This window comes from Rhodanobacter sp. Root561 (assembly GCF_001427365.1).
In the GTDB taxonomy this organism is placed as follows: Bacteria; Pseudomonadota; Gammaproteobacteria; order Xanthomonadales; family Rhodanobacteraceae; genus Rhodanobacter.
Window position 1 is genome coordinate 202,245 of the sequence record NZ_LMGH01000013.1, and the last position, 16,960, is coordinate 219,204.

A 16,960-nucleotide genomic window follows, 5' to 3' on the forward strand; every position below is an offset into this window, starting at 1 on the left:
TCGCTTCAGGGCTGGACCCTATCCGTATGCTCCCGCTACCAGCCGTTGCGAAAGCCTCGGCGGGATTTGGCACGCCAGGCCTTTCCACGGCCCTCCTTCGGGGCTTGCGGTTGTCGTTGCGCGGGACGCGCTGAAGGCGCTGCGCTCAGCAGGCCGGTACCCTGCTCATGGGCGTGCCGTGAGACGGGTCTGTCCGATCTCGTGGAAGTGAGGCGGGTCGACGAAGCGGGTCCCGGGGAAAGCTGATGGGCGGCCGTTGGAAAGCGCTTCCTCATAGCGCGCTTCATCAGTTCATGGGGCGGATTGGAGCATCTGAGTGTCCTTCCCATGGAAGGTGTGTTCTGGAGCAGGTTGCAAATTTGTGACAGATGGACTAACTAATAAAAGGGTCGCAGGTTCAAATTGAGAGTAGCTGAATGATGTCAAACAGGCTCCATAAGTTCGCTACAAGGAACTGTCAGGTTCTGTTTTTTGTCGGAACGTACTTTGCGTATCTTGCCTATGTGCTGATTATATTTCCGGGCGATTCTGGCCAAAATGAAGGCGCGGGGATACTTCTCGCAAAGATCCTTGGCCCGGCCATGGAGCTGGGGTTTTATCTGTTTCTGTGTCGTCTGCTGTTCAAAGTATGGGAGCGATACGGAAACGTCACCTGTAAAATACTCTACTTGCTGATACCGCTGCTCGTGGCCGCGATATATTCGGTGCAGGTGTATTCGCTCCATGTATCCGATAATTTCATCAGCATACTGGCGATCGAGAACAGTGCGGAAAGTCGCCTCATCGACAAGGCGTCGCTCTATCCGTTGCTGGCTGCCGCAGCGACGTGGTGGCTGTTGTATGCAGTTTGCTGCGAGACGAAGCCGGTTTCCCCCGTTGTGAGTAACGGAGCTGGCGGCAAGCAGTCGTCCATCAAGGCGCTTGCCGCGGTCACCGCAATCCTGCTCATGGGGCAGATATATCTGTTTTCGACGCAGCAGAGCTACGGCTTGATAGGTGCGAGCTACAGACAGGTGCCGATTTCTTCGCTCTCCTACAACTATGTCGAATATCTGAAGTCAAAAAGCTCCTATCCCAGTCGACGATCCGAAGACATTGTCCGCAGTACGGACAAATTTCCGCTCGAAAAGAAAAATATCTATTCGAGTGTCTTGCCCTTTTCCAAAACGGATGCAGCGCCCAAGGTAAAAAATGTAATCGTGATATTCACCGAAGGCATGTCTGCTGCATTGCTTGGATCTTACGGCAGTAGTCACCCGGGAATCACCCCGAACATCGATGCCCTAGCTAAAAGATCCATGCGTATCGTGAATTACTACAACCACACTGCGGCAACCTATCGTGGCTTGCAGGGTCAGATGATTTCAGGATATCCCCGGTCGGGTGGAAGCGGAAGCAGTTCCGCGTGGGAGAGCGGCAATCGCAGCGACGTGCTGTCGAAAATACACTATAAATCTGTCCCGATGATCTTGCGCGACATGAATTACAGGACCTATTTCATGTCGCCTCATCACGATTCGGTTGCGCTGAATACCCTCCTGCGTTCCCTGGCGTTCGACAAGGTCTATTCCTATGAATCCATCACGCAGGAGCTACACCCGAATTCTGCTCACATGACCGCTGGTTCGCTGAGTGACGAGGGACTTTTCAACGCACTGAAGAATCTTCTTTCCACCCCTGCATTCCAGGCTTCGAAGAAGTCATTTTTTGTGGGAACCTACAATATCGGAACGCATGCGTTTCTTGACGTTGACGCTGCCGACAAGAAGTATGGTGACGGAAGCAATCCAGTACTCAACAGGATGCATAATTACGATTATCAGCTCGGCAAGTTCCTTCGCTACTTCTTTGCGAGCGTTTATGCAAACAATACGATTCTGGTATTCACCGCGGACCATTCCACCTATCCTGACCAATACTTTCGCAAGGTGGTCAGTCCATACTATCGGCCCTATTTTGTTGGTGAGATCCCCCTCCTCGTATACGACCCTGGTCTTGAACTGCCCGCCGTTTACGATGCTCATGGGCGGACGTCTGTGGATTTTGCGCCGACATTGCTGCAGCTCTTGGGTATCAAGAAGGACTACAACAGCTTCCTTGGCACATCGCTGTTCGAGCCGAATGGCTTGCCGTTTGGTGTTTCGGCCTTGGGCGACCAGTTCTTTGCGACAGATCCGGAAGCGGTGTACTACGAGAATCAGATACCACCAAAGTATCAGAAAGAATTTAATGATCAGGTGGATTTGGTGAAGAAATACTATTCTCTGGAAAGTGAGAATCAGATATTCCACCCCGTGCCGTAATGCGCCCCAGGCGGTAATCTCTCCCATTTTCGTGTAGGCGAGTGCAGACGCCGGGCGCACCGATGTGCGCGCGGCGAGGCCTTCTCAAGTCGATGACTACACCAGACAGCTAAACTGTTATGCGCATGAGCGCGCGCAACTTATGTCAGTTCTTGCGCGATTTCGGGCAACAGTTTGAAGAGGTCACCCACCAGACCGAAGTCGGCGATTTCGAAGATCGGCGCCTCGGCATCCTTGTTGATCGCCACGATGGTGCCGGCGTCCTTGATGCCGGTGAGGTGCTGGATGGCGCCGGAGATGCCGATCGCCATGTACAGCTCGGGCGCGATGATCTTGCCGGTCTGGCCGACCTGCAGGTCGCTGGGCACGTAGCCGGCGTCGACGGCGGCGCGCGAGGCACCCACGGCCGCGCCGATCCGGTCGGCGAACTTGAAGATGATGTCGAAGTTTTCCTTCGAGCCCACGCCGCGGCCGCCAGAGACGACCTTGCTCGCGCTCTGCAGATCGGGGCGGTCGCTGCTGCCCTGCTTCAGTTCGATGAAGCGCGTATGGGTGGGCAGAGCGACGTCGAGGGCCAGTGCCTCGACCGGCGCGCTGCTGGTGCCGGTGGCGGCGGCCGGCCACGAGGCCGAGCGGATGGTCGCCACGACGGTGTGGGCGGCATCGGCCTCGACCGTGATGATGGCGTTGCCGGCGTAGATCGGGCGCTTGAAGGTGTGTGCGGCCTCGACGCTCATCACGTCGCTGACCTGGGCTACGCCCAGCAGGGCGGCGACGCGCGGGGCGACGTCCTTGCCGAACGTGGTGGACGGCACGAACACGTGGCTGTAACCGGCCGCGGCCTTGGCGACCTGCGGCGCCAGCACGGCGGCCAGCGGATGCGCGTTCTCGGGCCTTGCGACGGTGAACACGCGGCTCACGCCGTCGATCTGCGCGGCCTCGGCAGCGATCGCATCGGGCGCGTCCGACAGCACCAGCACGTCGATCGCCTCGCCCTTGATGGCGATCGCGGCGCTCACGGCGCGTGCGGTGGCGGAGTTGAGTTTGCCGCCGAGATGTTCGGCGATGACCAGGATCTTGCTCATGGGGTTTCCTCAAACTTGGAGCGTGGGGAGCTTTATTCGAAAGTCCGGCCATGGATGGCCGGGGCCTGATCAGGGACGATCACAAAAGCCCTTTCTGCTTCAGCGCGGCGACCAGTTCGGCCGCGTCCTTCATCATCACGCCCTTGCTGCGCTTGGCCGGCGCGGCATGGTGGGTGGTCTTGAGGTGGTCGTGCGCCTCGACGCCGAGCGAGCCGAACTCGATCGTGTCGATCGGCTTGCTCTTGGCCTTCATGATGTCGGGAAGCTTGATGAAGCGCGGCTCGTTGAGGCGCAGGTCGGTGGTGATCACCGCGGGAAGCTCGGCCTCGATCACTTCTAGGCCAGCGTCCACTTCGCGCGTCACCGTGGCCTTGCCGTCGGCAATCTCGACCTGGCTGGCGAAGGTGGCCTGGGGGCGGTCCCACAGCGCGGCCAGCATCTGGCCGGTCTGGTTGGCATCGTCGTCGATCGCCTGCTTGCCCAGGATCACCAGGCCCGGCTGTTCCTTCTCGACCAGCTTCAGGAACACGCGGGCGGCTGTCAGCGGCTGCACGGCATCGTCGGTGGTCACGTGGATGGCGCGATTCGCACCCATCGCCAGGCCGTTGCGCAGATGCGCGGTGAGATCGGCCGGACCGATGCCGACCACGATCACCTCGTCGGCGACGCCCTTCTCGCGCAGGCGCAGCGCCTCTTCCAGTGCGATGTCGTCGAACGGGTTGGCCGAGAGCTTCACGCCGTCGGTGACCACGCCACTGCCGTCGGGTTTGACCTGGATGCGCACGTTGTAATCAACGACGCGCTTGTAGCCGACCAGAATTTTCATTCGCGATTCCTTGACCTCATGGACCACCCCTGCGGGGGCGCGGGAGCCGCCATTCTAACCGGCTTCAAACATTCGTACGAAAGTGGCGCTCCGCGACATTTTGTACAGCGTTCATCCGCTGCGTGTCGCGTACGGGTAGGGTCCGGAGGTAGTGTCCTTGAGGCCCAGCAGCGTGGTTGCGCTCGTCGTGACGAACCCGCTGCTCCGGGCCGCTAGGCAAAGCACCCGCTCGACAGCATGGGCCAGCGTGCCGTCAAGCTGGCCCGACTCGGCCTCGAAGCCTGCCACCACGAGATGCGCGTCCAGCAGGGGGCGCAGTGCCGCCGGACGCAGCCACAACATGCTGCCTGCGATAAAGCTGTCGCTCTCCGCCGGCGGCGGGATACCCAGGCAGCGGGTGAGATACTCGATGTTGTCCTGGTTGCCACCCCAGTAGTCCTTCTGCACCTGCAGATGCCCCTCGGCATGCACCAGCCCCAGCCCCGCGTCGTCGCGGAAGGCGGCGGCGATGCGACTGGCCCGTTCCGGCGCAAGCAGCTTGTCGAGCAGTTCGCGGCGCCAGGCCTCGCCGTCCTGGCGGTGGGTGGAGCGCTTGCCGTGCAGCTTGAGCACCGTGGTCACGCCTTCGTCGAGCAGGCGGTTGGCCACGTGCAGGAACGGCAGGATGTCGCGCCCGCGGTTCTCGAACACGTCGATCTCGGCGTCCAGGCCAAGTTGCCCGGCGCGCTCGCGCACTGCCTGTTCGCGCTCGTGCGCGGTGGTGATCACGATGCGCCAGTCGATATTGCTGGCGCGCAGCGCGGCGACCAGCTCGTCCAGCAGTTCGGGGTACCAGATGTGGATCACCGCGCAGGGTCGCGCGTCCGGGGTCGCTTCGGCCTGCAGTGCGTTGCGGGTGGCTTCGAGCCAGGCGTGGCCGAGCCGCCTGTCCGGTTCGAGCACCGCGCCTTCGGCCCATTCGTTCCAGGCGTTGACGAAGACCAGCGGTTGCGCCGGAAAGCGCCGTCGCGCGGTGGCCACCGCATGACGCAACCAGTCGCGGTAGCCGCGTGGCGAGGCATGCGCGAACACCCGGCCGCGCCCGCTGCGCCGCGGCTCGTTGTCCCAGCCCGGGTTGACCGCGGGATAGCGCGGATAGGGCGGATCGGCTTGCGCCATCGACTGCCGGGCCAGTTCGCGCCAGTCATGCACGTCGCCGTGATAGTCCGGATTGAGCAGGCGCTGCCTGGCCGTGATCGGGTCGAGCGTGGTGTTGTTCGGCGGGAATTCGACCGCGGCATCGAAGCCGATCGTGCGTGGATCGACGCGATCGAAGCTCTGCACATAGGCCAGCTGGATCTCGCCGATGCCGTTGCCCCGGCACCACTCGCGCCAGCGCGCGGCGGTGGCCTTCGCGTCCGGCAGCAGGCCGGGTCGATAGACCAGCAACAGCGGCTTGCCGTCGACGCGCAGGTAGCGCGGGTCGGTGAGGTAACGCGCGACGTGCGCGATGAAGGCGTGGTCATCGGCATGGTCGTGGCGCTGGCCGATCAGGACATCGTCCGCACGACCGTCCCAGCGGCGTGACCAGTTCTCGTTGGCCCAGCACAGGCACAGCGGCAGATCGAGCGTGGGATCGGCCAGCCATTGTTGCAGCGGCTGCTCCAGCAGGGTCTTGCCGGCGAACCAGTAGAAATAGCTGCAGAACGCGCCAAGGCCGTACTCGCGGGCCAGCGTCATCTGCTGGCGCATGACGTCGGGCTGGCGCAGGTCATAAAAGCCCAGTTCGCCGGGCAGGCGTGGCTGCGCGTGTCCTTCGAATTGCGGCAGGGCGCGGGTCACGTTGTGCCACTCGGTGAAGCCGGCGCCCCACCAGGCGTCGTTCTCCGGAATCGGGTGGAACTGCGGCAGGTAGAACGCGACCACGGTGGCGGGCAGCGATGCCGGCAGGTTGCCGGCGCGATGCGGCGCAAAGCCGATGGCACGCGCGTCCGCGCTGGTGCGCAGCCGGTGTTCGACCTGCGAGCCGCTGCCCGCCTGTCCGCGCGGACCGGGCGGCAGCAGGTCGGCGTGGCGGTCCAGAAATCGCTGGCGCAGCCGGTCACGCGTGGTCGCCGGCATCGGCGTCAGGCGGAAGCCGGTACGCAGTGCGGTGAACAGAAGTCGCTTGGCGAAATGAGAGGAGGGCATGACGGAGGATCAGGGGCAATGCCGAAGCATCGGCGCTGGGAGACCGGTGGTCAATCCAGCACCCGGCGCAGGGTGGCGTCGGCGGCCTCGGGCGAGAAGTGCTGGCGCACGTTGTCCTGGCCGCCCGCTGACAGTTGCCGCCAGAGCGCCTCGTCGCGTTGCAGTCGCAGGACCGCGTCGACGAAACCGGCGGCGTCGCTGGCCACCAGCACGTCGCGACCATCGACAAGTTGCATGCCTTCGACCGCCACCGGCGTGGCGATCACCGGTACGCCATGGCTCATCGCCATGTTGATCTTCCCCTTCACGCCGGCACCGAAGCGCAGCGGTGCGAGGGACGCCAGGCAGGCATCCAGCCACGGCGTCAGCTCGGCGACGCGCCCGTGCAGTTCCATGCCGGGCACGGCCAGTTCGCGCCGCGCGGTGTCGGGCATGTCGCCGAGCACGTGCACGGTAATCTCCGGTGAGAACTCGCGCAGTTTCGGCAGGATTTCCGTGGCAATCCAGCGCAGCGCGTCGCTGTTCGGTGGGTGGCCGTAGCCGCCGATGAAGACCAGGTCGCGCCGCTGGTGGTTAGCGCGCCGGCAAGCCTGCACGGTATGGATGTTCGACAGCAGCTCCACCCGCGCCCGGGGCAGCAGCTGCGCCAGCAAGTCCTGTTCGTGCGGACTGACCACCAGGCTGACGTCGGACTGTTCGATCAGGGCCAGTTCGCTGCGGCGTGCCGCTTCCGCCTGGCGGGCCATCGCTGCGCTGCCACCCACTTCGGCAGCGCGGCCCTCGCGCAGGAAGTGCAGGTCCACGGTGTCGAAGATCAGCCGGGCCTGCGGCGCGTGGCGACGGACGGCGGCGGCGTACTGGCCTGCCACCGTGTGGCGGCACAGGATCACCGCATGCAGCTCGTGGCCGTGCCGGCGCAGCCAATGCGGCAGGTCGGCCACTGCGGGCCGGCACAGCACCTCGCAGCCCAGCGCGCCCAGCGCATCCATCTCCGCGGGACTGGCGCGGCCGTCGTCGGGCAGGAAGACGGTGCCCCAGCCTTGTCCGTCGAGCAGGCCCAGGATCGCGCACAGCCGCAGCGAGCCCGAATCGCGCGCCGGTTCCGGCGTCATCGCATCCACCACCAGCACGAGGCCGCGCTGGCGCCAGCGGATCGCCCGTTCCACCGCCGTGCCAACCGGTGGCTGGGCTGTCAGTTCGGTGGCCCATTTGTCGACGAAGGTCAGCTGGTTGAGGCGCTGGTGGCGTTTCATGCCGCGATCGAGATCGGTACCCGCGCTGATGCCTTCGCAATGGATCACCGTGCTGGCCGGCTCGTAGTACACGCGCAGGCCGAGCCGGCGCACGGCGAAGGCCAGGTCGACATCCTCGTAGTAGGCCGGGGCGTAACGCAGGTCGAAACCGCCAACCTGTCGGAAGACCTCGCGGCGGATCAGCAAGGCCGCGCCGGAGACGTAGTCGACTTCGCGACGCCAGCGGAACGTCGCGGCCTGGCGCGGCTCGAAGCGACCGGTGGTCCAGCAACTGCCGTCGGCGAACACCAGCGCGCCGGCTTCCTGCAGGCGGCCGTCCGGATACACCAGCTTGCTGCCCGCGATGCCGCAGTCGGGATGATCGGCGAAGCACTGCAGCAGCGCATCCAGCCAGCCCGGCGTGACCTGGGTGTCGTTGTTGAGGAACAGCAGGAACTCGCCGCGGGCGGCGGCCGCACCGGCGTTGCAGCTGCCGACGAAGCCGAGGTTGTCCGCGTTGCGCACCAGATGCAGGCCGGCGATCCGGGCGAGTGTCGCGGCGCTGTCGTCCGGCGACGCGTCATCCACCACGATCACTTCGAAAGCCGTCCGTGCTCCATGTCGCGCCAGCGAACGCAGGCAGGCGAGGGTATAGGCAAGCTTGCCGTGGATCGGGATGATCACCGAGACACGAGGCTGCCCGCTGACGGGCAACGCAAAGGGTGCGAACGGCTCGTCCAGCGGCAACAGCGCCAGCGCCTCGTCGAACGCGGGACGCGCCTGGAACTCCTGGCGCATGCGCGCCAGCGTGCCGCTCCAGCCGCGCAACGCGATGCTGGAACGCGTGCGTTGCCACAGATAGCCGAGGCGTTTCAGGCGCCAGTGCAGGTTGCCGGTCAGCGGACTGCCCTCGATCGGTCAGAGGTTCTGGTAATTCGGTCCGGAACCGCCTTCCGGCGTGACCCAGGTGATGATCTCGTACGGGTCCTTGATGTCGCAGGTCTTGCAGTGCACGCAGTTGGCCGCGTTGACTTGCAAGCGCTTGCCGTGCGGCTGGCTTTCGTCGGCCACCATCTCGTAGACGTTGGCGGGACAGAAGCGGGTGCAGGGATTGTCGTATTCCTCGACGCACTTCGTGGCGCAGATGTCGGTGTCGGCCACGTGCAGGTGGATCGGCTGGTCCTCGTCGTGCTCGGTGGCGGCGAAGTAGACGCCGGCCAGGCGATCGCGCGGGGCCAGCGTGCGCTGCACGTAGTCGCGCTTCGGCTCTTCCTGGGCGCCGAGCTTGTGCAGCGAGGACCAGTCGGCCTTGTTCTTCAGCGTCCACGGCGACAGGCCGACGGTGACGGTTTCCCACGCCGCATTGAGCAGTCCGAACCACAGGCCCTTCTTGAACGCGGGCTTGATGTTGCGCACCTTTTTCAGTTCGGCCATCACGTCCGAGCCGCGCAGCTTCGCGTCGAAGCCGGCGGCGTCCAGGCCGTTCGCGGCGAGATGCTCGGCCGCCAGCATGCCGCTCTTCAGCGCCTGATGGGTGCCTTTCACCTTGGGCACGTTGAGCAGGCCGGCGGTGTCGCCGATCAGGATCGCGCCGGGCATCTCGCACTTCGGCAGCGACTGCCAGCCACCGGTGACGATGGCGCGCGCGCCGGCCGACAGGATCGTGCCGTCCTCCAGCACCGGCTTCACCATCGGATGGTTCTTCCACTGCTGGAAGGCCTCCCACGGCTTGTATTCCGGGTCGCTGTAGTCGAGCCCGCTGATGTAGCCGAGCGCGATGCGATCCTTGTCCAGGTGGTACATGAAGCTGCCGCCATAGGTATGCGTGTCGGCGGGCCAGCCGAAGCTGTGCACGATCTTGCCCGGCGTGACGCGGCCGGCGGGCAGCTGCCACAGCTCCTTGATGCCGATGGAATAGCCTTGCGGATCGCTGTCGGCGTCGAGCTTGAAGCGCTTGATCAACTGCTTGGTGAGGCTGCCGCGGGCACCCTCGGCCAGTACGGTGACTTTCGCCCTGATGTCGATGCCTTCGGTGTAACCGGGCTTGTGCGTGCCGTCCTTCGCCACGCCCATGTCGCCGATGCGCACGCCGGCGACCGAGCCGTCTTCGTTGTAGATGTTGTCGGCAGCGGCGAAACCGGGGAACACGTCCACGCCCAGCGCCTCGGCCTGGGGCGCCAGCCATGCGCACATCGCGCCCAGCGACACGATGAAATTGCCGTGGTTGCGCATGCCCGGCGGCACCGGCAGCTTGTGGCCGCCGTCCTTGCCGAGCAGCCAGAATTCGTCGTCGCCAGCAGGCACGCAAATAGGTGGTGGCCGGTCGCGCCAACCGGGCAGCAGGGCGTCCAGCGGCTGCGGCTCGATCACCGCGCCGGAGAGGATCTGCGCGCCGATGGTCGAGGCTTTCTCGATCACGCAGACGTTCACGTCGGGCTTCAGTTGCTTGAGTCGTATCGCGAATGACAGTCCCGCCGGACCGGCGCCGACGACGACGACGTCGTATTCCATGGTTTCGCGTTCGCTCATGGCGGACTCCGGGATGCGAGGTGTGGGCGCAGGCGGTTGCCGTGCGTCGGGGTATGGATCAGGCGACCATTGTCCGGTTTCGGGCGCCGCGCGGCAACGCGTGCTGCGCCACCGCTTGCATTCACTTCACGGGACGCGGTGATAATCGGGGCATTCTCAGGGAGTCTTCATGAATTCGATGCCGCCGATCGCCGATCTCGACTTGCGTCGTGCCTCGCTTTGCCAATTGCTGCACTGGCTGGCCACCGGCCGGGTGCAGCCGCGGGTGCTGGCCGATGTCTACCAGCAGGCGATCGAACGGCTGGACCCCGAACTGCATGCTTATGTCGACCAGCGTTCGGGCCTGCTGCAGGATCAGGCGGACCTGGCCGACCGGCGTCGTCGCGACGGCGTGATCGGACGGCTGGACGGCATTCCGCTGGCGGTGAAGGACAACTTCGACATCGCCGGCTGGCCTACACGGGTCGGTCTCCCCGGTCGCGGCAAACCGGTGCAGGAGGATGCCCACGTGGTGGCGCGGCTGCGTGCTTCCGGCGCGCTGCTGGTGGGCAAGACCAACATGGACGAAGGCGCGCTGGGTGCCACCACCGACAATCCGCACTTCGGCGCCACCCACAATCCGCATCGGCACGGCTACACCGCCGGCGGCTCTTCCGGCGGTGCGGCGGCAGCCGTCGCCGCGGGCCTGGCGGTGGCCGCGGTGGGTTCGGACAGCCTCGGCTCGATCCGCATCCCGGCGAGCTACTGCGGCCTGTATGCATTGAAGCCGACGCACGGCGAAATTTCCGCCCGTGGCCTGGTGCCGGCGGCGCGGCGACTGGATGCCGTCGGCCTGCTGGCGCGCAGCGCCGACGACCTGACCGTCCTGCTGCAGGTGTTGGCCGGCTACGACGCCGACGATGCGCGTTCGCGCCGTCGGCGTGTCGCGTTCGCCCTGCCGGACTGGGAGCCGGGCAACCTGCGCGCCGGCCTGCTGCCGGATCTCGCTGGCGTGGGCGTGCAGCCGGAGGTGATCGAGGTGTTCGAGTCGGCGCTGGCGAAACTCCCGCATGCGCTGGGTGATCGGCGCACGGTGGATTTCGCCGACTGGGATTTCGCCCGCACGCGCCGCGCCGGCCTGCTGCTGATGGAGGCGGAGATGCTCGGCACCTTCGCCGCCGACCTGGCCAACACCGAGCGTCCGGTATCGGAGCGCTTCCGTCAGATGCTCGGCTACGCCGGCCGCAAGAGCGCGGCGGATTATGCGGCGGCCGACCGCGTGCTGGATGCGGCCACGCTGAAAATGCGCCGGCTATTTTCCCGGGTCGACGTGCTGGTCATGCCGACCACGCCCCAGGGTGCGTTCCCGCTGGACGGCCCGGTGCCCGATTCGCAGGCCGACCTCACCAGCTTCGCCAGCCTGGCCGGTTGCCCCGCGGTGAGCCTGCCGATGGGAACGCTGCCCAACGGCATGCCGGTGGGACTGCAACTGGTCGGTGCGCGTGGTTCGGATCTGCGCCTGCTGGAACTGGCGGCAGTATGCGCAGCGACGCTGGATGCCGACCCGGCCTATCCGGTGCTTGCCTGAGGATCGGATAACATGCGGTGCTTGTCGCATCGACGCGGCCCCTGATCCCACATCGCGAAACTCCAGTGTCTGATGGCATGACATCCGTACCGGCTCCATCCGCATCCCATCTCGACGAACTCGAGGCCGAAAGCATCCACATCCTGCGCGAAGTGCAGGCGGCCTTCCGGCACCCGGTGATGCTGTATTCGATCGGCAAGGATTCCTCGGTGCTGCTGCACCTGCTGCGCAAGGCGTTCCATCCGGGCCGCCCGCCGATGCCGTTGCTGCACGTCGACACGACCTGGAAGTTCCGCGAGATGATCGCCTTCCGCGACCGCCTGGCCGCGACCGGCGAGATCGACCTGCTGGTGCACATCAACCAGGACGGCGTGCGCCAGGGCATTTCGCCACTGACCCACGGCGCCACCGTGCACACCGACGTGATGAAGACCCAGGCGCTGAAGCAGGCGCTGAACCAGCACGGCTTCGATGCGGCGATCGGCGGCGCCCGCCGCGACGAGGAGAAATCCCGCGCGAAGGAACGCATCTTCTCGTTCCGCAACGCCCAGCATCGCTGGGACCCGCGCAGCCAGCGGCCGGAGTTCTGGCACACCTTCAACACGCACATCCACAAGGGTGAAAGCGTGCGGGTGTTCCCGCTGTCGAACTGGACCGAAATGGACGTGTGGCATTACATCGAGCGCGAAGGCATCGAGGTCGTACCGCTGTATTTCGCCAAACCCCGGCCGGTGGTCGAGCGCGATGGCGCGCTGATCATGGTCGACGACGAACGCTTCGTGTTGCGCGAGGGCGAGTCGGTGCAGATGCGCGAGGTGCGCTTCCGCACGCTCGGCTGTTATCCGCTGACCGGTGCGGTTGAGTCCTTGGCCGACACGCTGGCGAAGATCATCGACGAGATGGCGCATTCGCGCAGTTCGGAGCGACAGGGCCGCGTGATCGACCAGGATGCTTCCGCCTCGATGGAGCGCAAGAAACAGGAAGGCTATTTCTGATGACCGTGCCCAGCGTACCGGGACTGCTCCGCTTCATTACCTGCGGCAGCGTCGATGACGGCAAGAGCAGCCTGCTCGGGCGCCTGCTCTACGATGCCGGCATGCTGCCGGACGACCAGCTGGCCGCGCTGGAACGGGACAGCCGTCGCCAGCATGGCGTCGGCAGCGACATGCTCGATTTCGCCCTGCTGACCGACGGCCTGGATGCGGAGCGCGAGCAGGGCATCACCATCGATGTGGCCTACCGCTATTTCCATACCGCGCGGCGCAACTTCATCGTGGCCGACTGCCCCGGGCACGAGCAGTACACCCGCAACATGGCCACCGGCGCGTCCAACGCGGAGCTTGCCGTGGTGCTGGTCGACGCACGCAAGGGCGTGCTGACGCAGACCCGGCGACATACCTACATATGCGCGCTGCTGGGTATCCGCCAACTGGTGCTGGCGGTGAACAAGATGGACTTGGTCGACTTCGACCAGGCAGCCTTCGAGGCGATTGCCGCCAGCTACCGCGAGCTTGCTGCCGAGCTGGGCATCGACCAGGTGCATTGCCTGCCGGTGGCGGCGCTGAGTGGCGACAACGTGGGTACGCGTTCGACGCGCATGCCCTGGTATGCCGGTGACAGCCTGCTCGGCTTGCTGGAATTCGCCGACGTCACGCCCGTTCGCGCCGCCGATTTCCGCATGCCGGTGCAATGGGTGAGCCGGCCGGATCACAGCTTTCGCGGTTACGCCGGCACGATCTGCGGTGGCCGCGTGTCCTGCGACGACGAGATCGTGGTGCAGCCCGGCGGGCAGCGTGCGCGCGTCGCGCGCATCGTCACCGCAGATGGCGACCTGGCCCAGGCAGGCGAAGGGCAGGCGGTGACGCTGTGCCTGGATCGCGAGATCGACATCATCCGCGGTGACGTGCTGGCCGACGCGCTGCATCCGGCGCAGGTGGCCGACCAGTTCGCCTGCCACCTGCTGTGGGTGGGCGATGCGCCATTGCTGCCCAACCGCGACTATTGGCTGAAGCTCGGTACGCGCACGGTCAGTGCCCGGGTGATGTCGATCAGGCACAAGGTGGACGTCAACAGCCAGGCGAAACTGGCGGCGCGACAGCTGCTGTTGAACGAAGTGGGCAGCTGCACGCTGGGACTCGACGAGGAAATCGCGTTCGAGACCTATGCCGACAACCGCACCCTGGGCGGCTTCATCCTGATCGACCGCCAGAACAATGCCACGGTGGCCTGCGGCATGCTGGACTTCGCGCTGCGGCGCTCGGCCAACGTGCACTGGCAGCATGTCGACATCGACAAGCAGGTGCGCGCCTCCAGCAAGGGGCAGCAGCCGTTGTGCCTGTGGTTCACCGGCCTGTCCGGCGCGGGCAAGTCGACCGTCGCGAACCTGGTCGAGCGCAGGCTGCATGCATTGGGTTGCCACACCTATCTGCTCGACGGCGACAATGTGCGCCATGGCATCAACAAGGATCTGGGTTTCACCCCGGAAGATCGCGTCGAGAACATCCGGCGCATCGCCGAGGTGGCGCACCTGATGGTGGACGCGGGCCTGATCGTGCTGGTCAGCGCGATCTCGCCGTATCGCGGCGAGCGACGTTCCGCGCGCGACATGTTCGAGCCGGGCGAGTTCATCGAGGTGTTCGTGGATGCCTCACTGGAGGAATGTGAGCGACGCGACCCCAAGGGCCTGTACCGCAAGGCACGGTCCGGCGCGATCCGCAATTTCACCGGCATCGATGCACCCTACGAAAGACCCGAGGCGGCGGAAGTCCACCTGCTGGCCGACGGTCGGCGCGCCGAGGCACTGGCCGAACAGGTCATCGCCAGCCTGCCCGGTCTGGACTGAGCGGGCGGGGACGGGGACTCGGCTTGGATTGCCGGGTGCTGGCGGGGATAATGGCCCACCCCCTCCGCAAGGCTGCGTCGCAATGACCGAGAAGACCGTACTCAATGCCACCCATCGCGCACTCGGTGCACGCATGGTCGATTTCGGTGGCTGGGACATGCCGATCAACTACGGCTCGCAGATCGAGGAGCATCACGCGGTACGCCGCGAGGCCGGCATGTTCGACGTTTCGCACATGACCGTGATCGATCTGCATGGTGCGCGCGTCCGCGACTTCCTTCGCCACCTGCTGGCCAACAGCATCGACAAGCTGAAGGTGCAAGGCAAGGCGCTGTATTCCTGCATGCTCGACGAGCGTGGCGGCGTGATCGACGACCTGATCGTGTATTACCTGGGCGACGAGTTCTACCGGCTGGTGGTCAATGCCGGCACCCGCGCCAAGGACCTGGCCTGGATCGAGCTTCAGGCGCAGGCGTTCGAGGTGCAGGTGAAGGAGCGTCCCGAGTTCGCGATGATCGCGGTACAAGGCCCGGCCGCCCGCGCCAAGGTGCTGGGGCTGTTGCATGAAGTGGATCGCGCGCGCATCGAGAAGCTCGGCAAGTTTGCCGCTGCCGCGGCGCAGGGGCCGCACGGCATGCCACTGTTCGTGGCGCGCACCGGTTACACCGGCGAGGACGGTTTCGAGATCGTGGTTCCCGCTGAGCATGCCGTCGCCCTGTGGGAAGCGCTGGCTGCGGCGGGTGTCGCGCCGGCCGGCCTCGGCGCGCGTGACACCTTGCGCCTGGAGGCAGGCATGAACCTGTATGGCCAGGACATGGACGAGACCGTCACGCCGTGGGAGGCGAACCTGGCCTGGACCATCGCGCTGGACGAGGGACGCGACTTCATCGGTCGCGCCGCGCTGGAGCAGCAGAAGGCTGCGGGCGTGCCGCGCGTAATGGTCGGGCTGGTGCTGGATGACAAGGGCGTGCTGCGTCACGGCCAGAAGGTGCTGACCGCGAACGGCGAGGGCGAGATCCTTTCGGGCAGCTTTGCGCCCACCCTGAACAAGGCGGTGGCGTTCGCACGCATCCCGGCCGGCGCGCCGGGTGACGTGCGCGTCGACATCCGCGGTCGCGAGGTGCCGGTGCGTCTGGTGAAATATCCCTTCGTGCGCGACGGCAAACCCTGCGAAGGGATCTAGGTTGTCGTCATGCACGTGCCGCTCGCGGCACATTCTTCCCGCAGGCGGATGTGGCTAGAATCACCGCCTGCAACCCAACCCAACGAGTGGACCCCGATCATGAGCGAGATTCCCGGCGATCTGAAATTTCTCAAATCCCACGAGTGGGCCCGCGTCGAAGACGACGGCCTGGTACGGGTGGGCATCTCCGATCACGCGCAGGGCCAGCTTGGCGACCTCGTCTACGTCGAGCTGCCCGAAGTCGGTTCGGCGGTGAAGGCTGGCGCCGGCGCTGCCGTGGTGGAGTCGGTGAAGGCGGCCTCGGACATCTACTCCCCGGTCTCGGGCGAGGTTGTCGAGGTCAACGAGCTGCTCAATGACAAGCCGGAAACCATCAACGAGGATGCCTTCGGTGAAGGCTGGATCTTCCTGGTGCGTCCCAGCGATCGTGCCGAGCTCGACGAACTGCTGGATGCGAATGACTACCAGGATGTGGTCGAGAACGAAGACCACTGAGTCTTTCGCTCGTCGAGTGATGTTCCGCCGGCCGCTTTTGCGGCCGGCGCCGTTTTTGCGATAGCGGTTTGCCCGCTCGGGATGGTTCGCCGTGCTGCGTCGGAGCCTTCTTTTCGCAAGGCAATCGCGCTGCACTTTCCCGGGACGGGTAGCGCAGGATCAGTGATAAATCGTCGGGAAGTTCGCGTGGATTTTTCGCTGCAATCTTCCCCGGCAATTTTCCGTCACGCAGTCTTCGAACGGAGCGCGGCGACGATCGATCGGTCCGCGAGCGCGTGCTCGCACGTCGTCCTTCCTGGAGAAGTCGGGACGCATCATCTGGTCGACGATGCATTCCGGGCCTGCCCGACCCGGGATCGGGCCATCTTTCGGCTAGTCGGAAAAATGATTTCAGTCGCGTTCCGTTCATCTGTCGGCGACGGTGTTGCGGTGGCCATTTTGCATCGCGCCAGAGAATCGCTTTCGCGCGGAAGATTTTCAACATTTTTTCGTCGCGAATGGCGAAAGCCTTGCAGGACAAGGCTTTCAAGGTGTTGGTCAAATTCTGATCAAAATCCGTTTGGAAGTATGGACGTCCAATTGAAAGATGCATGCAAACCCCGCAGGCCGCGTCGCGCGGTGGTTCCGGGCGGATCGCGGCCGGTCGGGCGGGTTGATTTCATGATTGAAATCAATTGACACCAGAAATCTTCAGGGATAGCTTTCGCAACAGATCACGGGGAATGCGTT

The 16,960-nt window shown here is 64.9% G+C and carries 12 protein-coding genes; 7 read left to right on the forward strand and 5 right to left on the reverse strand.

Going from position 1 to position 16,960, the window contains the following annotated elements; translation table 11 throughout:
• Positions 1-416 precede the first annotated feature (416 nt).
• Positions 417-2,303, forward strand: a complete 1,887-nt coding sequence (locus ASD55_RS13185; protein WP_056766763.1) for a sulfatase-like hydrolase/transferase — start codon at positions 417-419, stop codon at positions 2,301-2,303.
• A gap of 140 nt (positions 2,304-2,443) precedes the next feature.
• Here the strand turns inward: ASD55_RS13185 and ASD55_RS13190 are convergent, their stop codons facing one another.
• The 5 genes from ASD55_RS13190 to ASD55_RS13210 form a co-directional block, all read right to left on the reverse strand.
• Positions 2,444-3,388, reverse strand: coding sequence for an FAD-binding protein (locus ASD55_RS13190; RefSeq protein WP_056766765.1), 945 nt, complete (start codon positions 3,386-3,388; stop codon positions 2,444-2,446).
• A 79-nt stretch (positions 3,389-3,467) separates the two neighbouring features.
• Positions 3,468-4,214, reverse strand: a complete 747-nt coding sequence (locus tag ASD55_RS13195) for an electron transfer flavoprotein subunit beta/FixA family protein (protein ID WP_056766767.1) — start codon at positions 4,212-4,214, stop codon at positions 3,468-3,470.
• Between the two features lie 111 nt (positions 4,215-4,325).
• Positions 4,326-6,383 carry a glycoside hydrolase family 99-like domain-containing protein gene (locus tag ASD55_RS13200; RefSeq protein WP_056766769.1) on the reverse strand — a complete coding sequence of 686 codons (2,058 nt, stop codon included), beginning with the start codon at positions 6,381-6,383 and terminating at the stop codon, positions 4,326-4,328.
• Positions 6,384-6,433: 50 nt separating this feature from the next.
• Entirely contained in the window at positions 6,434-8,443 is a 2,010-nt protein-coding gene (locus ASD55_RS13205) for a glycosyltransferase (protein ID WP_235577814.1), read from the reverse strand.
• A 90-nt stretch (positions 8,444-8,533) separates the two neighbouring features.
• Positions 8,534-10,144, reverse strand: coding sequence for an electron transfer flavoprotein-ubiquinone oxidoreductase (locus ASD55_RS13210; RefSeq protein WP_056717397.1), 1,611 nt, complete (start codon positions 10,142-10,144; stop codon positions 8,534-8,536).
• Positions 10,145-10,313: 169 nt separating this feature from the next.
• Between ASD55_RS13210 and ASD55_RS13215 the strand changes: the two genes are divergently transcribed.
• The 6 genes from ASD55_RS13215 to ASD55_RS18480 all read left to right on the forward strand — a co-directional run bounded on the left by ASD55_RS13215 (position 10,314) and on the right by ASD55_RS18480 (position 16,909).
• Positions 10,314-11,711 carry an amidase gene (locus tag ASD55_RS13215; RefSeq protein ID WP_056717398.1) on the forward strand — a complete coding sequence of 466 codons (1,398 nt, stop codon included), beginning with the start codon at positions 10,314-10,316 and terminating at the stop codon, positions 11,709-11,711.
• Positions 11,712-11,788: 77 nt separating this feature from the next.
• Positions 11,789-12,706 carry a sulfate adenylyltransferase subunit CysD gene (cysD, locus tag ASD55_RS13220; protein ID WP_056766772.1) on the forward strand — a complete coding sequence of 306 codons (918 nt, stop codon included), beginning with the start codon at positions 11,789-11,791 and terminating at the stop codon, positions 12,704-12,706.
• Positions 12,706-14,553, forward strand: a complete 1,848-nt coding sequence (gene cysC, locus ASD55_RS13225) for an adenylyl-sulfate kinase (protein WP_056766773.1) — start codon at positions 12,706-12,708, stop codon at positions 14,551-14,553. The genes cysD and cysC overlap by 1 nt, the downstream gene beginning before the upstream one ends.
• An 82-nt stretch (positions 14,554-14,635) precedes the next feature.
• Entirely contained in the window at positions 14,636-15,736 is a 1,101-nt protein-coding gene (gene gcvT / locus ASD55_RS13230) for a glycine cleavage system aminomethyltransferase GcvT (RefSeq protein ID WP_056717401.1), read from the forward strand.
• 99 nt (positions 15,737-15,835) lie between these two features.
• Positions 15,836-16,231 carry a glycine cleavage system protein GcvH gene (gene gcvH, locus ASD55_RS13235; RefSeq protein WP_056717402.1) on the forward strand — a complete coding sequence of 132 codons (396 nt, stop codon included), beginning with the start codon at positions 15,836-15,838 and terminating at the stop codon, positions 16,229-16,231.
• Positions 16,232-16,417: 186 nt separating this feature from the next.
• Entirely contained in the window at positions 16,418-16,909 is a 492-nt protein-coding gene (locus ASD55_RS18480) for a hypothetical protein (protein WP_157599003.1), read from the forward strand.
• Positions 16,910-16,960: the final 51 nt, after the last annotated feature.